At 65.1% G+C, this 22,766-nt stretch carries 20 protein-coding genes; 5 read left to right on the top strand and 15 right to left on the bottom strand.

Translation table 11 applies throughout. From position 1 onward, the window contains the following. The first annotated feature begins 77 nt into the window (after positions 1–77). The 4 genes from V6M63_RS07585 (at position 78) to V6M63_RS07570 (ending at position 6,946) form a co-directional block, all read left to right on the top strand. Entirely contained in the window at positions 78–311 is a 234-nt protein-coding gene (locus V6M63_RS07585; protein WP_332740979.1) for a hypothetical protein, read from the top strand. 289 nt (positions 312–600) lie between these two features. Further along, the gene (locus V6M63_RS07580; protein WP_332740978.1) at positions 601–3,756 is read left to right on the top strand and encodes an ExeM/NucH family extracellular endonuclease; all 3,156 of its coding nucleotides are present in this window, start codon (positions 601–603) and stop codon (positions 3,754–3,756) included. 53 nt (positions 3,757–3,809) lie between these two features. Further along, positions 3,810–6,143, top strand: coding sequence for a 5'-nucleotidase C-terminal domain-containing protein (locus tag V6M63_RS07575; protein ID WP_332740977.1), 2,334 nt, complete (start codon positions 3,810–3,812; stop codon positions 6,141–6,143). 35 nt (positions 6,144–6,178) lie between these two features. Continuing rightward, positions 6,179–6,946: a PEP-CTERM sorting domain-containing protein gene (locus V6M63_RS07570; RefSeq protein WP_332740976.1), complete on the top strand. Its 768-nt coding sequence runs from the start codon at positions 6,179–6,181 to the stop codon at positions 6,944–6,946. 25 nt (positions 6,947–6,971) lie between these two features. On the opposite strand, the gene V6M63_RS07565 is transcribed toward V6M63_RS07570, so the two are convergent. Beyond that, the gene (locus V6M63_RS07565; RefSeq protein WP_332740975.1) at positions 6,972–7,634 is read right to left on the bottom strand and encodes a PEP-CTERM sorting domain-containing protein; all 663 of its coding nucleotides are present in this window, start codon (positions 7,632–7,634) and stop codon (positions 6,972–6,974) included. 292 nt (positions 7,635–7,926) lie between these two features. On the opposite strand from V6M63_RS07565, the gene V6M63_RS07560 reads away from it, so the two are divergent. Continuing rightward, positions 7,927–8,763, top strand: a complete 837-nt coding sequence (locus V6M63_RS07560; RefSeq protein ID WP_332740974.1) for a trypsin-like serine peptidase — start codon at positions 7,927–7,929, stop codon at positions 8,761–8,763. Between the two features lie 6 nt (positions 8,764–8,769). Here the strand turns inward: V6M63_RS07560 and V6M63_RS07555 are convergent, their stop codons facing one another. The 14 genes from V6M63_RS07555 to V6M63_RS07490 are packed head-to-tail and all read right to left on the bottom strand — an operon-like array spanning position 8,770 to position 22,765. Then, positions 8,770–9,231 carry a hypothetical protein gene (locus V6M63_RS07555; protein ID WP_332740973.1) on the bottom strand — a complete coding sequence of 154 codons (462 nt, stop codon included), beginning with the start codon at positions 9,229–9,231 and terminating at the stop codon, positions 8,770–8,772. A 27-nt stretch (positions 9,232–9,258) separates the two neighbouring features. After that, complete coding sequence (locus V6M63_RS07550) at positions 9,259–10,464, bottom strand: glycosyltransferase (protein WP_332740972.1); 1,206 nt, start codon at positions 10,462–10,464, stop codon at positions 9,259–9,261. Beyond that, on the bottom strand, positions 10,461–11,699 hold the full coding sequence (locus V6M63_RS07545) for a WcaI family glycosyltransferase (protein ID WP_332740971.1): 1,239 nt from the start codon (positions 11,697–11,699) through the stop codon (positions 10,461–10,463). Before V6M63_RS07545 ends, V6M63_RS07550 begins: the two co-directional genes overlap by 4 nt. Beyond that, positions 11,696–12,580 carry a glycosyltransferase family 2 protein gene (locus V6M63_RS07540; RefSeq protein WP_332740970.1) on the bottom strand — a complete coding sequence of 295 codons (885 nt, stop codon included), beginning with the start codon at positions 12,578–12,580 and terminating at the stop codon, positions 11,696–11,698. The genes V6M63_RS07545 and V6M63_RS07540 overlap by 4 nt, the downstream gene beginning before the upstream one ends. Next, complete coding sequence (locus tag V6M63_RS07535; RefSeq protein WP_332740969.1) at positions 12,577–13,137, bottom strand: putative colanic acid biosynthesis acetyltransferase; 561 nt, start codon at positions 13,135–13,137, stop codon at positions 12,577–12,579. The genes V6M63_RS07540 and V6M63_RS07535 overlap by 4 nt, the downstream gene beginning before the upstream one ends. Continuing rightward, complete coding sequence (locus V6M63_RS07530) at positions 13,134–14,084, bottom strand: class I SAM-dependent methyltransferase (RefSeq protein ID WP_332740968.1); 951 nt, start codon at positions 14,082–14,084, stop codon at positions 13,134–13,136. The genes V6M63_RS07535 and V6M63_RS07530 overlap by 4 nt, the downstream gene beginning before the upstream one ends. Continuing rightward, positions 14,081–15,247, bottom strand: coding sequence for a glycosyltransferase (locus V6M63_RS07525; RefSeq protein WP_332740967.1), 1,167 nt, complete (start codon positions 15,245–15,247; stop codon positions 14,081–14,083). The genes V6M63_RS07530 and V6M63_RS07525 overlap by 4 nt, the downstream gene beginning before the upstream one ends. Then, positions 15,244–16,446, bottom strand: a complete 1,203-nt coding sequence (locus V6M63_RS07520) for a glycosyltransferase family 4 protein (protein ID WP_332740966.1) — start codon at positions 16,444–16,446, stop codon at positions 15,244–15,246. The genes V6M63_RS07525 and V6M63_RS07520 overlap by 4 nt, the downstream gene beginning before the upstream one ends. Positions 16,447–16,449: 3 nt before the next feature. Further along, complete coding sequence (locus V6M63_RS07515) at positions 16,450–18,090, bottom strand: hypothetical protein (RefSeq protein ID WP_332740965.1); 1,641 nt, start codon at positions 18,088–18,090, stop codon at positions 16,450–16,452. Beyond that, entirely contained in the window at positions 18,087–19,247 is a 1,161-nt protein-coding gene (locus tag V6M63_RS07510) for a glycosyltransferase family 4 protein (RefSeq protein ID WP_332740964.1), read from the bottom strand. The genes V6M63_RS07515 and V6M63_RS07510 overlap by 4 nt, the downstream gene beginning before the upstream one ends. After that, a complete protein-coding gene (locus tag V6M63_RS07505; protein WP_332740963.1) occupies positions 19,244–20,545 on the bottom strand; it encodes a lipopolysaccharide biosynthesis protein in 1,302 nt (433 codons plus the stop codon). The genes V6M63_RS07510 and V6M63_RS07505 overlap by 4 nt, the downstream gene beginning before the upstream one ends. After that, complete coding sequence (locus tag V6M63_RS07500; protein ID WP_332740962.1) at positions 20,542–21,579, bottom strand: CgeB family protein; 1,038 nt, start codon at positions 21,577–21,579, stop codon at positions 20,542–20,544. Before V6M63_RS07500 ends, V6M63_RS07505 begins: the two co-directional genes overlap by 4 nt. Beyond that, positions 21,576–21,773 (bottom strand): hypothetical protein, encoded by a 198-nt coding sequence (locus V6M63_RS07495; RefSeq protein WP_332740961.1) that lies wholly within the window; start codon positions 21,771–21,773, stop codon positions 21,576–21,578. Before V6M63_RS07495 ends, V6M63_RS07500 begins: the two co-directional genes overlap by 4 nt. After that, positions 21,770–22,765, bottom strand: coding sequence for a GDP-L-fucose synthase family protein (locus tag V6M63_RS07490; protein ID WP_332740960.1), 996 nt, complete (start codon positions 22,763–22,765; stop codon positions 21,770–21,772). Before V6M63_RS07490 ends, V6M63_RS07495 begins: the two co-directional genes overlap by 4 nt. Position 22,766: the final 1 nt, after the last annotated feature.

The following is a 22,766-nucleotide window of genomic DNA, read 5'->3' as shown; positions in this document are numbered from 1 at the left end:
GTGCAGCGACACGGCGAGTGCATCACATTGAATCGGCGCATTCAGCCGGCCCCAAGCGCCACCCCACAGGACCCGGAATGGACTCTTTCAAAAATCGGCTTGCGCATCTGGAGATGCTGCATCCCACCGCCGATGACGCCTACATGGGCATCCTCGACGTCCATCCGGGCCAACGGCCGCTGGACGCCTTGCTGGGGGCTGAGCCCGGCATCTGGCTGCTCGCATCGCCCGTACTGGACGGCGGTTTGCTGGGGCGCGTCACGCACAGCGGTCGGCGCGAAATCATGTTCTCCGATCGATCTCCCCAGTAGCGGACAGCCCCGCACTGCGGTTGGGCGAGCCAGCCTCCTGCCGCTCTTTTTTTTGCTTCATCGCGTCTGGGTGCTTGACCGGGCGCAGCCCTGGCCGTCGCCTCGGCTTCGTCCGCGGCACGCCACATCCGGCAGGTGAAGAAAGTTCAACCGGGCAGGAACTCGTGATCCGTTCGGACCAGTAAAGCCGGGGTGGGAGATCGCAATCCCGTGATCGACGCTCTGCATGATCCAACGCACATTGGCGTTGCATTGCTCGCCTCCGAATTCTCTCTACGAAACAATGCTCATGACCACTTTGCGCACGACCACCCCCCGCCTGTCGCTGGCTCCCCAGCGTCTTTCTGCCTGCCTGATGGCCTTGGGCGTGTTGTCGGCATTGCCTGCCTGGGCGGACTCGGTTCCCCAAGTCCTTCCGTTCTCCCAGGACTGGAGCAATGCCGGTCTCATTTCGGTGAGCGACAACTGGACTGGCGTTCCGGGCATCGTTGGATACCGCGGAGACGGCCTGGCAGGCGGCACGGGCGCCGACCCCCAGACCGTTGTCGGAGTCGGCACCCCCGTGGTCGACGTCAACGCCAATCAGAGCAATCCCAACACCTTCACCACCGGCGGTGTGACGGAGTTCGCCATCGCCAAACCGACGCTGGCGCTCGCAGGCTCGGGCACGGCCAAGGCCCCTCACATCGTCATCCATCTCAACACGAGCGGACAGCAGGCCGTGCAGGTGAGCTACGTGCTGCGCGACGTGGACGGCGCCACCGACAACGCGATCCAGCCCGTCGCGCTGCAATACCGGGTTGGCAACAGCGGCAACTTCATCAACCTGCCGGCCGGCTTCGTGGCCGATGCCAGCCAGGGACCCAGCCTGACGGGTGCGATCTTCCCTGTGTCGGTGGTTCTGCCGGCCGCTGCCGACAACCAGTCCGAAGTGCAGGTCCGCATCATCACGACCGATGCGGCTGGCTCTGACGAATGGATCGGCATCGACGACATCGCCATCACTGGCTCGCCGCTGGGCGGCGGCGTCAACCTGCCGATCTCCGCCACTTGTCCGGCCCCTGCGGTGTTCGACTCGGGTGTGGGTGGTGTGGTCAACCTGAGCGCCACCGACGCCGACAGCGTGGTCAATGGCGCCAGCCTGACCAGCACCGCGGTGGCCGGCATCTCCCTGGGCCCGGTGAGCTCGGCCACCAGCGATGGCGGCGAGGCGACAACGTCGGTGCAGGTCGATGGCAGTGTGCCCGTGGGCACCTATCCGGTGCAGATCACTTTCACCAACAACGAGCTGCAATCGGTGGCCTGTGATTTCACCGTCACGGTCAATGGTGTCGTGAGCATCCCCCAGATCCAGGGCAGCGGCGACATCAGTCCGCGCGTGGGGCAGACCGTCGCGACGCAGGGTGTGGTCACCAGGCTGCTCAACAACGGCTTCTACATGCAGGACCCGCTGGGCGACGGCGATGCCGCCACTTCCGATGGCATCTTCGTTTTCACCAGTGTCGCGCCCACGGTGGCGGTGGGCCAGGAGGTGCGCGTGAGCGGCACGGTCGGTGAATTTGCACCCACCGGCGTCAACGCGGCTTACAAGCCCGTGACGCAACTCACCTCGCCCGTGATCAGCATGGTCTCCAGCGGCAACAGCATCTCTCCCACCGTCATCACGCTGCCCGAGGTGGTCGAAGGTGAACTCGAACGCTACGAGGGCATGCTGCTCTACATCCAGACGCCCCTGACCGCGGCGCAGAACTTCTTCCAGGGCCGATACGGGCAGGTGACCCTGGGCGCTGACGGTCGCCTCATCAAGCCAACGAACGTGCACCCGGCAGGCTCGGTCGAAGCGATCGCGCTGGCCGACGAGAACGCACGCCGCCGCATCATCCTGGACGACGGCACCAGCCTGCAGAACCCCAACCCCACGCCCTACATGGGCGCCGACAACACACTGCGCGCCGGCGACACCTTGCCGGGCGGCATCACCGGTGTCATCGACTACGGACTGGCGACCAACAACACCGACGGCCTGAGCGACTACAAGATCCACCCGACCGAGCCCGTCGTGTTCACCCGCGCCAATCCGCGCCTGGCCACGCCACCCTCGGTGGGCGGCAATGTGCGTGTGGGCAGCTTCAACGTGTTGAACTACTTCACGACCATCGACCAGTCCGGTGCCAGCTGCTACCCCACCGGCACCCGATCCGACTGCCGCGGTGCCGACAGCGCTGCCGAGTTCCAGCGCCAGCGCAACAAGATCATTCCCGCCATCCTCGGCCTCAATGCCGACGTGGTGGGCCTGATGGAAATCGAGAACAACGGCAACACGGCCGCGCAGGACCTGGTCAACGGCTTGAACGCCGTGGCCGGCGCCGGCGCCTACGCCACCGTCGCCATGCCTGTGGGCGGTGCCGGCACCGACGCGATCCGCGTGGCCATGATCTACAAGCCCGGCCGTCTGAGTCTGGTGGGCCAGGCCCGCAGCGACACCGACCCCGTGCACAACCGCCCGCCGCTGGCGCAGACCTTTGCCGCAGCCAACGGCGAACAGTTCTCGGTCGTGGTCAACCACTTCAAGTCCAAGGGTTGCGCAGCCGGTTCGGACGCTGCCGATCTGGACACGGGCGATGGCCAGGGGTGTTTCAACGCCACCCGCGTGGATCAGGCCCGTGCCCTGGGCACCTTCGTCGAAACCTTGAAGGCGATCGACCCCGATGTGGTGGTGGTGGGTGACCTCAACGCCTACGGCAAGGAAGACCCGATCCTCGAACTGGCGGCCCAGGGCCTGGTGGACGAAATTGCCCGGCGCGGCGCCGACAGCTACTCGTATGTGTTCGACGGTGAGGCAGGTTACCTCGACCATGGTCTGACCACCGCCAGCCTGAGCCCGCTGGTCACGGGCGCGGTGCACTGGCACATCAATGCGGACGAGCCGTCGATCATTGACTACAACCTCGAGTTCAAGCAGCCCGCCTGCGCCACCTGCGGCCCCGACCACTACACGGCCACGGTGTACCGCTCTTCCGATCATGACGCCGTGCTGCTGGGCCTGTCGCTGGTCAAGTCCTTGCAGGGAACAACGGGTCGCGACACGCTGGTGGGCACACCCGGCGATGACCGCATCAGCGGTGGCGCTGGCGCCGACGTGATCACCGGCAACGCCGGAGCCGACACCTTCATCTACACCAGCACCCGCGACGCTGCCGACCGCATCACCGATTTCGTCCCGGGTACCGATCGCATCGACATCAGCGCGCTCCTGCAGGGCATTGGCTACACCGGCAGCAACGCCATCGCCGACGGCATCGTGCGACTGGTCGACAGCGCCGCCGGGCTGGTCGTGCAGATCGACACCGATGGCAACGCCGGCCCAGCCGTGAGCCGGCCATTGCTCACGCTCAGCAACGTCTCGGCCGTCCAGATCGTGCCGACACGCGACCTCGGCCTGTGACCGGACCGCACCCATTCCGACTCACCTGAACACCAACCCGGAGCCTTCTACTCATGAAAACAACCCGCAGCCCTCTGCGCCGCAGCGCCTGCACCCTCGCGGTCTCGCTCGCCCTGGCCACCGGCTTCAACGCAGCCTGGGCCGAAACCCTGACCGTGCTGCACATCGGCGACCAGGAGTCGTGGTTGTTGTCGGCACAGGGCAACCTGCGCAATGACGCCGCGCAGGCGATCTCGTTCTATGGCGGCATCGACCGCCTGGCCAGCGTGGTTGCAGCCCGCAAGGCCGCTGCCGCCACCGCTGGCAGCACCGTGATCACGCTCAACGCCGGCGACTCGTTCCTGCCCGGCCCGCGCCTGACCGCCAGCTTCACCAACCTCGCCACGGCAGCGGCCGACGGTGGCCAGGACTTCTACGACGCCATCGCCAACCGCGCCATCGGCATCGATGCAACCACCTTCGGCAACCACGAATTCGACCTCGACAACACCGGCCCGGTGGCAGCGCGCTTCGCCGAGGTCTCGGGCACCACCTACCTGTCGGTGAACCTCGACTTCAGCGTCACCCCTGCGCTGGCCAATCTGGCCGCCCAGCAAAAGGTGCGCGCTTCCAAGATCCTCACCACCGCGGCGGGCAAGAAGGTTGGCGTGATCGGCGTGACCACGCCCCTGCTGCCCAGCATTTCATCCCCACCGGCCGGCATCATGAAAAACTGGAGTTCCAGCAACAGCGAGTTGCAGAACCTCCAGGCTCTGTTGCCGTTGGTGCAGGCCGAGATCGACGACCTGAGGAACAACCAGGGGGTGACCGCCATCATCGTGATGAGCCACCTGCAGAATGCCGCCAACGAACTCAATGTGATGATTCCTGCCCTGAGCGGCGTGGACATGGTCATCTCGGGCGGTGGACACGAACTGATGGTCGACTCGGACGACCTGCTGATCAACGGCGGCGTGGCGCCGTCCTACAGCACCCATCCCACCTACCGCAACGACGCCACCGGCAAACCCGTGCCCATGGTCACCGGTCACTTCGGCAACCGCTACGTGGGTGAAGTCCAGCTCGACATCGATGACACCAGCGGCGCGGTGACTGCCGTGCTCGCCACCCGCATGATCCGCGTCTCGGGTGCTGCCGCCGATGCCGACCGCGTCGGTGGCGACCCCGCCCTGCAGGCTTCGGTGATCACGCCGATCTCCAACTTCATCGCGGCCCTCAACGCCGAGATCATCGGCACGACCGCCACCAAGCTCAACGGTCCCACCCACGTGGCCTGCACACCGCTGCCATGCGAATACACCGAGGGCGTGCGCAACGCCGACACCGGCCTGGGCAACCTCGTGGCCGACGCGATGCGCTTTGCCGGTGGCGCCGAAGTGGCCATCCAGAACGGCGGCGGGATCCGCACCAGCATCACCGGTCCGGGCAACGTCACCACCGGTGACACCTTCAACGTGCTGCCCTTCACCAACCTGGTGAAAACCGCGCCGGCCATGAATGCGGTTCAGCTCAAGGATCTGATGGAGCACTCCGTGGCGGCATCCACGCCCGGTGGCTCGGCCCAGGGCCGCTTCGCCCAGATCTCCGGCATGCAGGTGACGTACGACACCACCCGCACGGCCCGATCCACGCTCGGCACCGGCGAGCGCATCCGCAAGATCAAGCTCGACGACGGCACCTTGCTGGTCGACAACGGGGTGGTCGTGTCGCCGCGTGTCTTCTCCTTCGCGACCATCGACTTCACCGCCAACGGTGGCGACGGTTACCCCTTCGCGGCCAACAACGTGGTGTTCAACAACACGGTCAACACCATCACCTACCAGGAAGCACTGGCGAACTTCATCAAGGCGCCCAAGGCAGCCGGTGGCCTGCAGCGCGTGAGCCCTGCCGATGGCGACGAAATCACCGTGAACATGTACGGCGAAGAAAACGCGTTCGACTCACACGGCCGCTTGATCGATGCTGCCGTCGCCAAGGCCACCCCCGGCGTCACGCGCGCCGGTACCACCAGCCGCGACACGTTGGTGGGCACCGCAGGGGACGACATCATCATCGGCGGCGCCGGTGCCGACATGCTCACGGGTGGGGCTGGCGGTGACGTCTTCCGCTTCACCAGCACCCGCGATGCGGGCGACACCATCACCGACTTCACGCCCTACGCCGACAAGCTCGACCTCACCCCGCTGCTGGTCAGCCTGGGTGTGGCGGGCAACGGCGTGGCCAGCGGACACGTGGCGTTCGTCGATGTGATCGGTGGCGTGCAGTTGTCCCTTGACGCCGACGGCTCCACCGGCCCCGCCGTGGCGCGTCCTTTCGTCCTGCTCAAAGGTCTGACCGCCGCGCAGATGGCGCCTGGTCGTGATCTGGTGGCCCCTGTCGTTCCTTGAATCCTTGATCCTTCCTCATTCAACAAAGGCCTCTCATGAAATCAATCCCTCGCAGCCTGGCTGCCACCGCCGTGTTTGCACTGGCCAGCGCTTCGGCCATGGCCCAGAGCACCACTTTTCAGAACGGCAGCTTCGAATCCGGCCTGACCCACTGGTCGACCGATGGTGATGTTCTCGTCACCACCAGCGGCCGCAAGATCGGCATCCTGTCCACCGCCTCGCTCGACTATGAGGACGACGCTCCCCTGGGCGCCGGCTTCAACAACAATTCGGGCACCGCAGCGGTTGATTTCTCTTTCAACAACAACCTCGCCGGTGTGGCCGTGGGCTCACTGGACATCGGTGGCTTCGCATACGAAGGTTCGGCCCTGCGCCAGAATTTCATGGCCACCGCCGGCCAGCAGATCACCGTCAAGTTCGACTGGGCTTTCCTGTCGTCCGACACGCTCAATGCCGACTTCGGCTTCATCGCCATCAACGACACCGTGGTCAGCTTCGTGAACACCGCCAGCAGCCCTCTGGTCAGCAGCTTCACCGGGAATTTCGGTGACTTCAGCTCGGCCAGCTGGGTGTTCACCGAGAACAGCTACACCTACACCGCTGCCAGCGACGGCGCGGTGTCGCTCGTCATTGGCGTCGCCGACATTGGTGACTACCTGGGCACCAGCGAACTGCGCATCGACAACGTGAGCGTGAGTGCCGTGCCCGAACCCGAAACCTATGCACTGATGCTGGCCGGTCTCGGACTGATGGGGGGTTACATCCGCCGCCGCCAGAACAAGGGCGGCGTGACGGCGGTCTGAACAGACCGGCCGCCCGCATCACATCTCAAACGGCCAACGTTCCCATGCGCTTCAAACGACGCCGTGCAACTGCTGCGACCAGGCCCAGGCCGGCCAGCAGCATGCCCAGCATCTCGGGTTCTGGCACTGCCGAAATCGACACACGGATCACCATGTCGTCGAAGTCGATGTCGCCCGAGTACATGTCGTTGAACAGGATCAGCGCGCTCTGGCCGTCGCTGGACATCACCAGGCCCGTGCGCGAGCTGCCATTGCCGAACAGCGTGCCGCTTCCGTTGGACAGGAAACCGAAGTCCAGCGGGGAGGCCGTGACGTGGCTGAAGCTCATCGAGGTGCCGAGCCGGGGCGTCGAGCCGCTGCGGTTGGTCAGCTGTTCAGTGCCTGACACGAAAGCGTTGTTGAAGCCGGCCTCAAACCCCATCAGCGTGTATGTGACGTTGGCGGGCTGCGTCAGCAGCAGGGAAGCGCCCATGAGCATCGAGCTCAGGTCGAAGCTGCTGGCGCTGCGGCTGGCGAACGACGATACGTCGTCGTACCAGGCAGGGTTGAACGACACAGCGGAATCGAGCAGGTCGGTGGAGGTGCCACCGAGGGCGGACAGAGGAGTCGCCGCGGAGGCGGCGCCAGCCGTGAGGATCAGGCCGGTGGCCAGGCACAGGGCCCGGCAGAGGGTTTTCAAACGGAACATGGTGATCACCTTTCATCGCCCCGGGATTGCAACGGGACGGTGCCAACAAATGAAAGACTGAAACGCGATAGCAAAGTCACACCAGCCTGGGTATGGTCACCACGTGAGTCAGCCACGAGCTTCCGATTTTGCGGGGAGGCTGACGCGGTTGTTCGTTCGTTTCACGTTGGGTAGGGGTGCTGGCATGGTCCGATTGGATGGTGGTGCGCGCAGCTTGGCTGCCGGTCGACGGGCGGAGCGTGTCCGTGCCTCCCGCGCATGGCTGCGGCGAAGCGTTTGCGCCTGCGTTGGCATGGCCATGGGTGTCGCCCATGCGCTCACCGGTGGCGCTGGTCCCCGCGAGGAACCGGCGGACCCGGCCTGGGCCGCCGTGGGCAGCCTGGACGTGGGTGGACGGCTGTTCAGTGCCACCTTGATCGGCCGGCAGCATGTGATCACGGCGGCTCATGTGGTGGCGGGCGCCCATCCGGCGCACATCCGCTTTCGCAGCGCGGCCGCCGAGGGATTTACAAGTGTGGGCACCTCGGTGCAGGTGCACCCGGGCTACACCGGCAGCAGTGCCAACAACAGCCCGGGCGATCCCTCCGTGCATGCCGATCTGGCCATCGTGCGGTTGGCCACACCGGCACCGTCGAAGATGCCGGTCGCACGCGTGTTCACCGGGCCTGTGCTGGGGCGCGTCCTGACCCTCGTGAGCCACGGCGGCAGCACCACGCTGTTTACAACCGGGGAAAACCGCGCCGACCTGGTGTTTCCCGACTTCCTCGGGCGCCCCGCGACCTACCTGTTCGACTTCGATGGCCCCGACCTCGCCACCAACCGCCTGGGACCTGCGGTGCCCGCCAACGGCACCCTGGGGCTTGATCGCGAGGCAACGCTGGCCAACGGCGACTCGGGCAGCGCGGCCTTTGTGCACGTCGATGGTCGGTGGTATCTCGCCGGCGTCAACACCTTCAACATCACCTTCGGTTCCACCACCGCAAGTCCACGGCTGCCGGCCACCGGTGGCGGGGGCGTGGTGCTGGGCGAACACGCCGTCTGGCTGCGAGAGGTGTTGAGTGAACCGGCACCAGCGGCTGGAACCGCCGATGTACCGGCGCGTTTGCTCCTCAAGCCCCAGAAGCCGTGACGCCTGTCATGGCCCGCCTGCTGCAATCCAGTGCTGGTTGATTTCATCAAAGCGTGGCAGCAGATGGCGTGGCAAGACCAGCACGATGTAGAAATCTCCGAACGACTCCAGGGCCCGAACTCCCCGCGGTGAACCCTTCAGGGATTCGTCAAATCCCTGAATGGCCTGCGGGGGCCCTGTTCGATCATTGAACGTCGATGCCTGGATCAGAGAAGCTTCGTCTGCGCTGAGAAATTCGGCGAGGGTGTCGGCGATGTCCTGTGGCTGCTCCCTCCAATCGACGGTACCCCCACAAGTCCGGGAGACATGCTCGACGAACAAGGCTTCACATTCGTCGTCTGTTGCTTCGCGCATGGCGTGAAGCACGTCACCCGTGAAGTCGAGAAGCTCGGCAGAGCTCACCAGGTGTGCTTTGGTCCCCTCGCGGACTCGACCCAAGCTGCGCGAAAACCAGGATTGAATGCTCATGCCAACCTTTCTGTCATGCAGAGGGTTTTACCAGCCAAACGACGCGATGATCTTTTTGGCCCAGTCACCTTCGGTGGGCAGCGAGGGCAGGGGATGGGCAAAGAAGCGCGGATCGCAGACGCGCTTGAACATGTCGCGAACGCCCTGGGTGAAGCCCAACGGTCCGGGTTCTGCCACCACCGCCCACTGTGAGTCGGCCAGCAGCTCCACCACGCCCGATTCGTGGTTGAGCACCACGCCTTGCCGGCGGTACAGCGCTTCAATGGCGGGCAATCCGTAGCCCTGACATGCTGGCATCAGGAACACGTGGGATCGCTGGTACAGGTGTGTCAAGGCATCGTCCGAGACGAAGCCATGGAAGCGCACGCGCTCTCCAAGTTCGAGCTCCTGGCTCATCAACTTCAATGCAGCTTCTTCGGGTCCAGCGCCCACCACATGCAACACAAAATCGGGCCCTCCCTCGGGTCGTCGAACGATCTCCGCCAGGCTCTGCAGGATCCAGTCCACCCGCTTGCTTTTCTGCAGCCGCGAAACGCTCAGCAACTCGATGGGTTGGCTTGCGCGCGCCGGCAGTTGTGCCAGCGGCTGCTGGCCAAAGCCGCCGAGGTACACCACCTCGGCTCTTCGTCCATACAAGGCATGCATCTCGTTGGCCAGCGCAAGGGTGTTGGTGGCAAAGCCTCGTGCTGAGCGGATGCCGTGGCGCGTGAGCCAGTGCCTTGCAGAGAGCCGTTCCGAGCTTCCGGGCCCACCCTTGGCGGTCTCGTAGTTCAGCAGGCTGTAGGTGTCGGGAATGCGCAGGAAGTAGGGGAGTTGGCCCCGCAGGTTGGCCATGCCTGCGTGCAAGGCCGACTGGATGCTGAACAGCACGGGTGTGGGATCGCCCCGAGCATGCAGCCGTGCCAACGCGGCCCGAAGTGCCATGGCTTTGGCCCATCCGCCGCCCGACGGTTTGAGTTCAAACACCGGCAGTGGAAGGTGCGCGTGCCGCGCCAGGCCAATGCGGTCGTGGTAACAAAGCACGCTGTGAGCCTTGCCTTGCGCATGCAGGCCGGCAGACAGCGACAGGATCACGCGTTCTTCACCGCCGAACTCCTCGAACTCCGGTTGAAAGATGACGATGTCGCCCGGTGGCGGAAATGGCTGGGCGGCAGGTTCGGCGCTCACTGGGGTGCCTTCGCCCTGCGGGCTGCGGTGCGAGCTGGCTTGGGAACGGCCCGGCGCGGCGCTCATGTGCTGGCCTGGGCTTGCGGCACGGCCGGTTGCATGCGGCGCACCAGCGTCTGCAGCACGCCGTCGCGGGCCAGGTGCAGCAGGGCGTGTGTTCTCGCCCGTTCGCCCAGGACTTGTCGGTGTGCCGGGTCGGCCAACAGATCGGTGACGGCTTGTGCAAGCGCTTTGGCATCTCCCGGTGGCACCACGCGGCCAAACTGGCCCACCACTGCGGCCAGCTCGGTGTCTGCCCGGCAGGTGGCCACCACCGGCCGGCCACTGGCCAGCATGCCGGAGAGCTTGCTGGGCAGCACAAGGTCTTCGGCCTCCTGGCTTTGGGGCAATATGTGCACGTCGGCCAGTCCGAGCAATTCACCCAGCCGCTCCAGCGGTTGCAGAGGCAGCAGCCGCAGGTTGGGCAACGTGCGCGCGGCCTGTTCCAGCTCGGCTTGCATGGCGCCACCGCCGCACACCACAAACAACACATCGTGCCGGTGCGCCAGCAGGCGCGCTGCTTGCGGGATCACCATCAGGCCCTGCTTTGCGCTCAGCGTGCCGGAGAACAGGGCCACGCGCGTGGTGGCGGCCAGGCCCAGTTCGGCGCGGTAGCTGCTGAGCTGGGTCAAGGGCTTGATGCGGTCCACGTCGGCCCAGTTCACGAAGAGGTGCGTGCGCTCGGGGGCCACCCCTTTGCGCAGCAGGTGCTGGCGCATGCGCTCCGAGATGGTGGAGACCACATCGAAGCGTTTGAACAACGCAGATTCCACAGCACGGATCGCGCGACCGAAGACCGCGCCCTTGAGAAGGCCCATCTGCAGTGCCACGTCCACCTCGAAATCCTGCACGTGAAGCCAGGCCTGCGCACCGCTCAGACGCGCGGTGAGCCAGCCTGTGGGCGCGCACACCAGAGCGGGTGCCACGGTCAGCACCACGTCGGGCCGCCACAGTGTCTGGCGTAGCATCACGGGCAGGGACGACAGCGCAAAGGTGCACAGGTGCAACACCCGCTTGAGGCCGCCGGGCTTGCGCGGCACCCACAGCGGTGCGCGCCACACGTTCACACCCCGCCAGACCTCGTGACGCCAGGGCGGCCAGCGGTAGGTCTCGTCGAGTTTCCAGGCGGGGTAGTAGGGCGGGGCGGCCACCACGCGCACCTCGTGCCCCTGCGCGGCCAGCCACTCGGCCATCTCGCCCGAGTACTTGCCGATGCCGGTGGGCTCCGGCGCGAAGTTGGCGCTGTGGATCAGGATCTTCATGGCTGCCTGAGCGCCGTGGGCGTGGCTGCATGCGGCACCAGCTGTTCCTGCTCTTGGACCTTGAGGACGATCATGTATTCATAGATGGCTTGCAGCACGGCGTAGCGCAGGCCCGCGCGGCCATCGAGGAAACCGCGTTTCACGACGTAGAGCAAGACAAACTTCACCAGCGGGCGCAGCGGCAGCCGGTAGAACAGTTCCTTCTGGTAGAAGCGGCGCTCGTGGAAGTCTCTCTCTGTGAAAGCCTTGATCATCGAAAACGGCGTCTGGTTGCCGCGGTTGAACATGATCTGCTCAGCCTCGAGACGGCTGTAGTTGTTGTGCCGTTCGAACCAGTGCCCCATGCCTTTGCTGAACGGAAAGTGGTCGAGGAAGCCCGTTACATCGCCTACCGGGCCGTCGGCCACCGAGATGGGGTTCACCAGCCGTTCGTAGCGCATGTTTCCGGGTCGGAAAAGGCGCATGTAAAACGCCGAGGTCTGCACGTGCTTGAGCCAGGTATCCAGAAAGAAGTCACGCCTTTGGAGACGAAACGCGACCCTGTCCCCCGGTGCGACCACCGCCGCGCGGACTGCTTCCACCAGTTCGGGTGTCATGCGTTCATCTGCGTCGATGTAGAACACCCATGGATGCTTGAACGGAAGGTTCGCCAAGCCCCAGTTCTGGTGGCTGGCCCAGTTGTCGAATGGGCGCTGTGTCACGGTGGCGCCAAAAGCCTTCGCAATCTCCACGGTGCGGTCTGTGCTCACCGAGTCGTAAACATGGATGTCGTCGCTCCATGCCACGCTTTGCAGACATCCTGGCAGATCTTGTTGCTCATTTTTGGTCAGGATCAGCACCGAAACCGGCGCGTGCATGGGTGCATGCGTGTGGGCTTTCATGTCGAACTCCGTGGTCGCCGTGTCTTGAGTTGAACCGCCGGGTGTCCGCCCCAAACGGTCCAGGGTTGATTGATGTCTTTCATGACCACTGCGCGTGCACCCACCACGCAGCCAGGCGCGATGTAGACACCCGGGCCCACAAATGCCTCAGCGCAGACCCACACGTGATCGGCCAGTGTGATGGGGTGGGCCATGAGTTGGAAGTTGACGGAATTGATGTCGTGTGAGCCGCCGCACAGATAGGCACCTTGCGACAGCGTGCAGTCGTTGCCGATGGTCATGGGCGCCATGTTGTAGAGCGTCACGCCATCAGCGATGCCCACGCGGTCGCCCAGCGTGAGCTGCCACGGTGCCCAGATGCGCACCCCGGCGTACACATGCACATGCTCGCCCATACGGGCACCAAAAAGGCGCAGCAACGCACGCCGCCAAGCGTGCAGAGGTCTTGGACTGGGTCTGAACAGCAGCAGCCAGCTCATGCCCCAGAGCGCACGCGCCAGGCGGTTGCCCATCGTGAACGAGGGCTGTGTGGCGGGGTCGTTGCCTTCGAGGATCACGCCAGCTCCTCGGGCTTCTTGCGCAGCACGAAACGCCATTTGTCCCCCAGGAGCTCGTCCACGCCGTAGTCCGCGAGTTCTTCTCGCACGTCCTCGGTCAGGAACGACCGCCCATGCCCAGCCTGCAGGTTGTGCACCGCCACCACCGTGAAATGACGCTCGAACAGCCGCTGGTACTCGTGAAGCCGCATCTCGTTGAGGAAACAGTCGGCCGTGAACCGGCGCTGCCGCAGGTGTTCCCAGGGGTCGGAGCGACGGTCCCTGTCGGCCTTCAGCGTGTGTGGGTACCACTCCACCAGATGCCCACCGCTGATCCCGGTGAACACGGCCGGAGAAATCAGCGCCATACCCTGCGGTGTCAGTGCCTGCGCCAGGTTGGCACACACGCCGTCCAGCGCCTCGCGGGGAATGTGCTCGAAGACATCCTCTGAGTAGATGAAATCGATCGACGCTGACGGCAACGAAACATCGGCCACGTCACCCACCAGAAAGCGTGCGGCTTGCACGCGAAGTCGGGCACCCCGACGCACCAGCACGCGGTTCAGCGCCTGGCGTTCGTGCGAGTCGAAAATCAGCGCGCGCGCCGTGCTCTTGATGAAGCGCTGCCAGCCATTGGCCCTGAGGACGCGCAACAACCCGGACGCGGAAACACGCAACATGGGTGCGTCCAGATCGATGCCCCGCGCATTCAGCCCCATCGAGATGAGTGCCAGTAGACGCAACGGGCGCGCGCCGTAGCCCACCTCGAAGATGGACGCCTGGTGGAACGGAAAACCTGTGGTGGTCTCAAAGATCGACCGATAGTCGTCCAGCTCGGCGACCAGCCTGGCCACGTCCGCCTCCTTGTTTTGAAGCCCTTGCAGGCGCATCCGCAGGAACTGCAAGTTTTCCCAACCCCAGTCGAATGCAGAGCCGATGTGCCCCACCGAATTGCTGGCCTTGTTCATGGGGCGGTCCTCTTCTGGTGCTGACCCACGATGTGCAGCAGGCTCTGCGCCATGGCACTGACGGTGAACCGCGCGTTGAACAACTCGTTGGCTGCCTTTGCCATGCTCGCGCGAGCCGCCGGCTCCAGCGCCAGCCATTGCATCAACAGTGCGTGGGTACCTTCTGTGGTGTTTTCTTCCACCAGACCAGCGCCGGCATTCCGGATCTCCCGCCAGATGTTGACCTTGTTGGAGATCAGCACGGGCAGGCCACAGCCGAGCGCCTCCGCCACCGCAATGCCGAAGTTTTCCTGGTGCGATGGCAGCACAAAAGCCTCGGCGGCATGGAACGCGCCCCATTTGATATCGCCTTGCAACATGCCGGGCCAGTGAATGCGGTCGGCCACTCCGAGTTGCCGGGCTTGCGCTTGCAAGGCCACGACCCAGCCGGTCTGGTCGGGCCCGGCCATCACCAGGTGCAGATCGGGTGTCTGAGTCGCCGCCGTGGCGAACGCGCTGATCAGCAGGTCGCAGCCCTTCTTCTCCTGAATGCGGCCCAGGAACAGCAGCAGCCGCTTGCCCTTGAGTTCCGGATAGGCGTCCAGAAAGCACCCGGCGAGTGGGGCCTTGTCGGTGGGTGGAGGGCGCGTACCGTAGGCGACCACTTGCTCACGCGCCCGGTACATCCAGAAAGATTCACGGGCCAGCAGGCGCTCGTCTTCGCAGGTGAAGAGCACCGCTGCGGCATCTCGCAGCACACGGTATTCGGCCCACGGCCAGTAGAGCCACTTCTTCAGGTGTTTGAGTGGGTAGGTGCGTTTGAACCAGGGGTCGAGCATGCCGTGGGTGAACACGGCATAGGGCAGCTTGAGTCGCGTGAGGGCGCGCCAGGTAGCGAAGCTGTGGTACTGCCAGATGCCGTTGACGATCACGAAGTCGTACCGGTGCGCGTGTGCCACGAGCCAGGGCACCAGCCGATTGTTCATACCGTAGTTGCCGCGCGTGGGGCCCAGCGCATGCACGGTGTAGTTTTGGTTCTGCAGCCAGGCGTCAGCCGGGTTGTCCAGGGTGACCAGCTCGGTGTGGTGGCCGAGCTCCTTCATCCGTTGCCCGAGGTTGCGCACCCCTTCAATGGGCCCGCCACCCGTGGGATTGGCAGACGAAATCACATGGAGGATGTTCATGAAGGAATCCGGGCCAGTGCATGGTCCGCGTTGGTTGGATGGCGGGCCATCACGCCCTCATAGATCTGCAGGTAGGCCGCAATGGCCCGCTCTGACTCAAAGCGCCGAGACCAGGTCATGCATGCGTCGGTGCGTTCGCTCTGCGCCTGAGCTGGTTCGTTCAGCAGTTTTTCAAGCACCCGTGCTCCGCGGGCTGCCCAGAGGGCCATGTCGTCGGTGCTGCGAAGCAGGGGAAGGTAGTCGGTGTGGGGGCCACCGATCTCGTTCATGGGCGCGTCGTCGGTGGTGATGACAGGGCAGCCGCAGGCCTGCGCCTCGACGATGGGCCAGCCAAATCCCTCGGCCAGGCTGGGGAACAGGAAGGCCCGCGCCAGCGAATAGGCGGCTTGCAGCAGGGCGTGGTCGATGCCGTGGAGAAAGTGCACCTGCCCCTGCGCGGGGACTTCATTCAGTGCCTCTCGCACCGCGTCAGTCTGGGACACGCCCACCAGCCACAGCGGCAGGGGATTCGCTTGCGCGGTGGCGTACCGGGCATAGATGCGGATCACGCCGCCTACATTTTTGTACCACTGGTTGCCACTGACATGCAGCAACAAGCCGGCGTCGGGCACCGGGAGGCCTGCGCGGCGCAACAGCGCGCGGGCTTCGAGTGCAGGCGTCCGTGCAAAGCGTTGGTTCAGCCCGTTGTGCACCACCTTGCAAGTGACGGGCGCCACCCCGCCCACGCGTCGCAGGTCGTCGAGCGTGCGTTGCGAGATGCAGATGAAGTGCTGCGCCTGCGCAAACCCCCGGCGGATGTAGCGCTGGTACATGCGTCCGGTGAAGCGAGTCGGGTTCTGCGGGACCTCTCCCAGCGCCGATCGCAGCGCCAGCAGGTCGTGCACATGCACCACCAGCGCGCGGTGTTTGACCAGCGGTACCCACGGCCCCAGGGCCTGGTCGGCCATCACGAACAGCGTGTCGGCCGGCTCTCGCGCAGCCGCGCGTCGCACCCACAAGGGAAACAGCAGGTATTGGTCGATGTACCCGGCCCACTTGGACAGACGACCGGAAGGCACCCAGGCATGCACCTTTGCCGTGGGCGACCAGACATCCACCTCGTGCCCCAGCGCCTGGTAAGCCTGCTGCAGCATGCGCGCGAACCGCGGCATGCTTTGTGAAGCCATGAACGAGGGGTGGGTGAAGAGGACGATGCGCATGGATCAAACCGGCGTGCGCAGGCCATCGGGGTGGTCTGGCGTGTTGTTTGCAGCATGGGACCGACCGCCCAGCAACATGCCGAAGGCGCGGGCCGTCGTGGCCACGAGCAGGAACAGCACGATGTTCTGCGGAATGGTGCGCAGCGTGCCCGTGATCCAGGCGTGCAAGGAATCGTTGGTGATGCCGTTCTGGAACAGCTTCCACACCGCCAGCATGCCCACGGCTGAGAGCACCACCTGCCCTCCCCGATTGCGGAACGAGAGCAGGTCGATCATGGCGAAGGTGACCAGGCAGAAGGCGATGTAGACCACCGCAAAACCAGCACCCAGAAGCGCAACACCTTGCGCCAGCATCGAACCAGTGCGACGACTGCCCAGCGGCCCGCCCTGGCTCAGGTGGCTGAGGTAGTCGCCGATGGAGAACTCGAACGCCTTCTTGTCGATGTCCACCCCCAGGCGCTTGATCAACGGTTCGGGCAGCGCGACCCAGAACATGTCTGCGGTGGTCTCGGCGAGCAGCTCGGTATCGCTCTGGGAGAAGGTCGAGACGAAGTAGAACGAGTTGTCGTGGAACTTGGTCTCCACCAGTCGGGCCAGCAAGGGGTTTTCGAAGTAATGCTCGTCGTACTTTCCCCGCGTTGCGTTGCGTTGCTCCTCGTTCTGCTCGGCCAGTGCCTCAGGCCGCTGGAAGTAGTAGAAGGTTTCCATCACCATCTGAACCGCCGAGACATTGCCACGCACCTTGCGCGCCACCACCATGGCGGTGGCCAGATCGCTCAGCGGGATGGCCAGAGCGGCAAGCACCAGACCCAGCACGCCAAGCTTCAACACGCGTTTGCCCGACACCGCCGTGGCGCTGCGCAGCGCACCCAGCAAGGCAAACAGCGCGATGGTGACAAAGCCAGAGAGCATCACCTGCCTTGCATTGGCCGCCAGACCCAACAGCACCACCAGCCCCGCAAAGAAGAGCAGATAGGGCCATTGCTTGCGCAGACTGGTGTAGGAATCGCCCAGCTGGATCAGATACATGGGAATGAGGAAGGGCGCCCAGGTGAGAAAGGTCAGGCCTTGCATCACCTTGCCAAAGGTGCCTTCGCGCCCCGCGCCGAGCAAGAACGCGATCAGGCCCACATAGCCCATGAACCACAGCACGCCGGTGGTGGGCGTGTCGTAGAGGCCCAGCTTCTGCACGATCTGGCGGGGCAGCGACCCTTGGTCTGCAGCGGGCGAAGGCATGAGCCAGCGGTAGCCGGTGTGCGCGATCAACGCCAGCAGCTGAAAGCCGGCCAGCAGCGCGAAGGTGGCCATGGGTACGCGCAGGTTGTCGGCCAGCGATGTCCAGTACGCGGTCTGCCCGAGCAGCGCGCCCAGTTGAGTGGTGACGCCAAAGCCGAACACCGCGAATGTCGAGAGCGGGTGGGTCTGCAGCGCAGGCGTCCACTGCAGGTACAGCAGCACCACCATGGAGGATGCAAACACGATGCTTGCAGAGGCAAGGTTCTCTGCCGAAAAGTCGATGGCGATCTGCGCCAGCAACGCCAGCAGATTCAGTGCCATCAGGCCCAGCAAGATAAAACGACCGTTGCTCAGGTGCTGCGTCTCAGGCCTCGGACGCGGATCGCGGTGGGATGTGGGGGAGCTCATGCCTGCACCATCGCCTGGTAGGTGCTCAAGGCTCTTTGGCCGTAGTCTCGCCATCCGCCCATGCGCTTCACCCGCTCCAGCGACCGGAGGCCCATGCGCGCGCGCAGGTCCGGCTCCTCGGCCAGTCTCTGCAGGCGGGCGGTGAGCGTCCGTGGGTCCCGGATGGGGACGATGAAGCCCTCCTGCCCATCGTCAAACAGATCGCGCGCGCCGGTGTTCTCGCTGGCGATCACGGGGCAACCACAGGCCATGGCCTGGGTCATGACCATTCCAAAGCCTTCCTGAACGCTGGGCAGCACCAGTGCGTGGCTCTTGCTCATCCAGCGCTTGAGTTCGGGTTGCGGCACATGTCCCAGAACCTGGATCGCATCGGACCACAGACCTTGCGCCTTCATGCGTTCAATGACCTGTTGAGAGACGGTCCCTGCGAACGTGAGGGACTTGCCGGGGTGGCGAACGGCGTTGAAGGCCTGCAGCAGGTACGGCACCCCCTTTTGGAGGGTCATCGCTCCCACGAACAACACATCAAAGCGCGCTGGATCGGGTGCATCGCATGGAGCGAAGCGGGAGAGGTTGACGCCGTAGGGGAGCAAGCGCATCTTGTCCGGAGCAATGCCCTGATCAACAAACGATCGCCATGCGAAGGTGGACGGCACCGTGATGCAGTCGGCAAGCGCGTACTCGGCCTCTTCACGTTCGATGGCTCGCGGGTCGATGCCGTCAAACGGCAATCCCCAGGTCTGGTGTTCCTCGCGCAGCAACGCGTCCTGTACGCGGATATGCGAAGACCCCCGGTCGCAGACGTAATGCCCACCCCGGGCCTGCTGCACCTTGCCAGCCTTGAGAGCGCTGCCCGACAGCCCCACGAACACGTCGCATTCGGGCAGCGCGTGTGCCGTCCATTGCGCGAACGAGGTGGCGGCCAGGTTCTCCCACTCCCGGATCCAACTGCGCGGCATTCTGGATTTGATCGGGTTGGCCATGTACGGCCCCATCACCCAGGGAAAGGTATGAATCGAAGCATCGGGCAAACGCTCGGCGCGCAGCTTGAAGCGTGGATACCCCGTGAGCACGCCCGCCAGCACCCCGTGGGCGTGCAGTTCGCGCGCCAGGTCAAATGTGTGGAACTTGCCCAGCACCGACAGTGCAACCTTCATGGCATCACCGTCCGTGCTGGCCCGCCATGCCCCAACGCGCGCAGCGCCAACGTGACACATGCAATGACCACCAGCAGTTCGCTCGACAGCATGGCGAGTCCCACGCCGTTCAGTCCGGCCCGGGGCGCCCACCAGGCGGTGAGCATCACGCACACAGCTCCACCCAGCACGGTCCACAGGGCCAGAGTGCCGTGCTGGTTGGTCGACATCAGCAGCACACGCGGCACATGCGAGAGGCCGCTGGCGGCGGCATAAGCGATCAGCAGGCCCATCACCGCGGGGTCAAAGGCGATCTTGCCGTGTGTCCAGGCGCTGAGCAGCCAGGGAGCGATGGCGTACAGCGCAGCACACAGCAGCAGCACCTGCACCGCGCTGAGCGCGGCACTGCGCCTGGCGAGTTGCCGAAGTTCAGCCAGCGATCCCTGCCCGAACTGGCGGGAAAACTCGGGCCAAAGCGAGTGGCTGAACATGGCCGTGACCTGCACCGCGGTGCGTGCGAGGGTCCGGTAGGTGCTGAAAGCGGCCACTGCCAACGGGCCGAGCAACACGCCCACCAGCAGCGTGACACCTTGAAAGCTCAGCGCATTGGCCAACGGAAAAGCCATGAAGGCCGCTGCCGGGCGCACCATGTCCCGGACCGTGGCCGCGGTGGCGTGGCGCAAGCCCCATTGCAGCCCGGGTTCGCCCGCGCGTGCGACCGCCATGGTCAGCAGGGTGCCGACCGCGCGAAACGCCAGGCCCGTCAATGCCACCGCGCTGAAGGTGCCCACCAACAACAAGCCCAGCATCCAGCCCGCCCACTCGGCCAGGCGCGTGAAGTTGCCCAGCAGGGTGCCCAGCGCGTACCGGTGCGTGGCCTTGAAGAGCTGTTCGGAAAGCCCGCCGGCAAACGCGATCAGCACACTGAGCGTCAGGGCCATCAGGGCCACGCGCTGGTCCAGGGTCGCCTCGGCTGGCCAAGGCGACCACCAGATGGCTGGCAAGGCCAGCGCGGCCAGTACCGCACAGACGAACAGCATGAACATCTGTGCGCTCTGGAACACCCGGCTGGCCATCGCTGTGTCGCCAGCGCCCAGAGCCATCGTCATGCGGTTGCCGGCGGCTGTGACCATGCCCACATCGGCCATGGCGAGGTAGGCGGGCAGGGCCGACAGGAGCAACCACATGCCGTAGGCGGAGGCGTCCCAGGTCGCCAGAAACAGAGGCAATGACGCGAGCTGGATTCCCACCGAAATCGCCATGCCCATCGAGTGGGCGCCCATGGCGGCCATCACGCGCTGACGCATGGCCCGGCTCATTCGACCAGCTCCTCCACCGCTTCCAGCAAAGACCGCATCACCGCTTCGTTGCGGTGGTCATCGCACTTGAAGCGCTCGTGGCCCGCCTGCGCAATGCGGGCGCGGCGTGGTTCGTCTGCCAGGGCTTGAAGGCACGTGGCGGCGCACTCTTCAGCGCTGCTCCAGAACAACGCCTCGACACCTTCCTCGTACATGGCCAGGTGTTCGTGTGTGCGCTCGGCGCACAGCAGTCCGCCGAGGGCGGGAATCTCGAGCGAGCGCGTGGTGTGCAGGTCGCGGTTCTCGTGCGAGAGCAGGCCCAGGTTCACCCTTGCGCACTGGATGGCCAGGGCGTACTCGCTGCCGCCAATGGCGCCACCGGCCCAGTGCGACTTGAGCTCGGGCCACTCGGGCGCCTTGTGCCAGTTCGGACCACGGATCGTGAGCGGCACACCGAGGCGAATCAGGTCGCGCAGAAACGGGCCGCGTTCGGGGAACCAGCTGCCCAGGAACAACACCTCCGACATCCATGCCAGCCGCAGGCTCGTTGTGAGCGGGCGCGGTGCGTGGGTCACCTCGTCGGCGCTGCGGTACACGCGCACCACGTTGTTCGCGCCCAGGGCGTTCAACTCGGCCACGTTGTCTTCGCGCACCACGGCCAGCAGGTCGTACAGCGCAGCCGACTGGCGGTACGCGGTGAAACGCGCGCCGTCTCGGGGCCCGGTGGGGTCGTCGATGTTGTAGTTCACCACCAGTTCGGTGTGCCCGCGCAGCACCCTCAGCACCGCGGGCGTCACCCATTCGCCGCCGTCCACATGGCAGAGGTGAAAGCGCTTGTGGCCAAGCCAGCGTGCCAGGCCCTTGGCGATGACGGGGGAAAACCAGTGGCCTCCCACGTGCCACGCCCAGCGGTCGACCCAGCGTTGCCGGGGCAGCAGGCTGCGCAGGTCCAGGTGTTCGACGGTGCACCCGATGCGGCGCAAGGCGTTGGCCCGGTCAAGGCAGGTGCCGCTCCCGGGACCCAGGTACAACACGGTGAAGCCCGCCATGTTCATGAACGCGCACCTGCGGCGACAGTCGTCGGTTCGGGGTTGGGCGTGTATTCGAAGCCGGCATCGGCTTCGTACAGAGGGGGCGTACCCAGGCCCAGCAACGTGCGGCCCACCAGCTCGGCCACCAGGAACAAGGCCACGTCCCCTGCGCAGAGCCAGCGCGCACCACGTGCGAGGCGTGATCGCCCTGCGTTCATGCCAGGCTCACTTGGGGCTGCGCGTAGGGCGCGTCCGCCAGCGCCCGGCGCAGTCCTTCGCGCAACGACACCGTCGGCTGAAAGCCCAGTGCACTCAGGCACGACACATCCATCAGCTTGCGCGGCGTGCCGTCGGGCTTGCTGCGATCAAAGACGATGTCGCCCTGGTAGCCGGTGACCTGGCGGATGGTCTCGGCCAGCTCGCGGATGCTGAGGTCTTCGCCCACGCCGATGTTGATGAGGGGTGGCTCGAAGCGGCCGGTCAGGGCTTCGTCGCTGCCCAGCAATGAATCGAAGCTGCGTTCGGGCAGGTTCATGAGGAAGACGCAGGCCGCGGCCATGTCGTCGCTGTACATGAATTCGCGCCGCGGTTCGCCGCTGCCCCACACGGTGACGCTGGGCTTGCCCTGCACCCGCGCTTCGTGGAACTTGCGCAGCAACGCCGGGATGACGTGACTGGTGTCCAGGTCATGGTTGTCGCCCGGGCCGTACAGGTTGGTCGGCATGGCCGCCAGAAAACGGGTGCCGTGTTGCCGGTTGTAGCTCCAGCACATTTCAATGCCGGCGATCTTGGCCAGCGCGTAGGGCCGGTTGGTGGGCTCCAGCGGGCCGGTGAGGAGGTCGCTTTCCTGCATGGGCTGCGGCGCCAGGCGGGGGTAGATGCAGCTGGAGCCCAGGAACAGCAGCCGCTGCACGCCGGTGCGCCAGGCTTCGTGGATCACGTTGGTCTGGATCAGCAGGTTGTCCCGCACAAAAGCGGCCGGGAACTGCTGGTTGGCCTGGATGCCGCCCACGCGCGCTGCCGCCAGAAACACATGTTCGGGTTTCTCAAGCGCAAAGAACTCACGGGTGGTTGCGGCGTCGGTCAGGTCCAGCTCCGCGTGGGTGCGCAGCAGCAGGTTGTGGTGGCCGGCGGCGCGCAGCTGGCGCACGATGGCCGAGCCCACCAGGCCGCGGTGGCCAGCCACGTAAATCCGGGCATCGGTGTGCATG

Origin of the sequence: Hydrogenophaga sp. (genome assembly GCF_036675665.1) — a bacterium.
Lineage (GTDB): Bacteria > Pseudomonadota > Gammaproteobacteria > Burkholderiales > Burkholderiaceae_C > Hydrogenophaga.
The sequence above is the reverse complement of the archived record's forward strand: the minus strand, read 5'-3'. Positions and strand labels throughout refer to the sequence as shown.

Bases quoted from the DNA above. Each gene is read 5' to 3' on its own strand.
- V6M63_RS07570 (WP_332740976.1), top strand. From the start codon at position 6,179: ATGAAATCAATCCCTCGCAGCCTGGCTGCCACCGCCGTGTTTGCACTG.
- V6M63_RS07545 (WP_332740971.1), bottom strand. From the start codon at position 11,699: ATGAAGATCCTGATCCACAGCGCCAACTTCGCGCCGGAGCCCACCGGC.
- V6M63_RS07560 (WP_332740974.1), top strand. From the start codon at position 7,927: ATGGCCATGGGTGTCGCCCATGCGCTCACCGGTGGCGCTGGTCCCCGC.
- V6M63_RS07525 (WP_332740967.1), bottom strand. From the start codon at position 15,247: ATGAACATCCTCCATGTGATTTCGTCTGCCAATCCCACGGGTGGCGGG.
- V6M63_RS07515 (WP_332740965.1), bottom strand. From the start codon at position 18,090: ATGAGCTCCCCCACATCCCACCGCGATCCGCGTCCGAGGCCTGAGACG.
- V6M63_RS07575 (WP_332740977.1), top strand. From the start codon at position 3,810: ATGAAAACAACCCGCAGCCCTCTGCGCCGCAGCGCCTGCACCCTCGCG.
- V6M63_RS07510 (WP_332740964.1), bottom strand. From the start codon at position 19,247: ATGAAGGTTGCACTGTCGGTGCTGGGCAAGTTCCACACATTTGACCTG.
- V6M63_RS07580 (WP_332740978.1), top strand. From the start codon at position 601: ATGACCACTTTGCGCACGACCACCCCCCGCCTGTCGCTGGCTCCCCAG.
- V6M63_RS07520 (WP_332740966.1), bottom strand. From the start codon at position 16,446: ATGCGCATCGTCCTCTTCACCCACCCCTCGTTCATGGCTTCACAAAGC.
- V6M63_RS07565 (WP_332740975.1), bottom strand. From the start codon at position 7,634: ATGTTCCGTTTGAAAACCCTCTGCCGGGCCCTGTGCCTGGCCACCGGC.
- V6M63_RS07500 (WP_332740962.1), bottom strand. From the start codon at position 21,579: ATGAACATGGCGGGCTTCACCGTGTTGTACCTGGGTCCCGGGAGCGGC.
- V6M63_RS07540 (WP_332740970.1), bottom strand. From the start codon at position 12,580: ATGAAAGCCCACACGCATGCACCCATGCACGCGCCGGTTTCGGTGCTG.
- V6M63_RS07555 (WP_332740973.1), bottom strand. From the start codon at position 9,231: ATGAGCATTCAATCCTGGTTTTCGCGCAGCTTGGGTCGAGTCCGCGAG.
- V6M63_RS07495 (WP_332740961.1), bottom strand. From the start codon at position 21,773: ATGAACGCAGGGCGATCACGCCTCGCACGTGGTGCGCGCTGGCTCTGC.
- V6M63_RS07505 (WP_332740963.1), bottom strand. From the start codon at position 20,545: ATGAGCCGGGCCATGCGTCAGCGCGTGATGGCCGCCATGGGCGCCCAC.
- V6M63_RS07490 (WP_332740960.1), bottom strand. From the start codon at position 22,765: ATGCACACCGATGCCCGGATTTACGTGGCTGGCCACCGCGGCCTGGTG.
- V6M63_RS07550 (WP_332740972.1), bottom strand. From the start codon at position 10,464: ATGAGCGCCGCGCCGGGCCGTTCCCAAGCCAGCTCGCACCGCAGCCCG.
- V6M63_RS07585 (WP_332740979.1), top strand. From the start codon at position 78: ATGGACTCTTTCAAAAATCGGCTTGCGCATCTGGAGATGCTGCATCCC.
- V6M63_RS07530 (WP_332740968.1), bottom strand. From the start codon at position 14,084: ATGAACAAGGCCAGCAATTCGGTGGGGCACATCGGCTCTGCATTCGAC.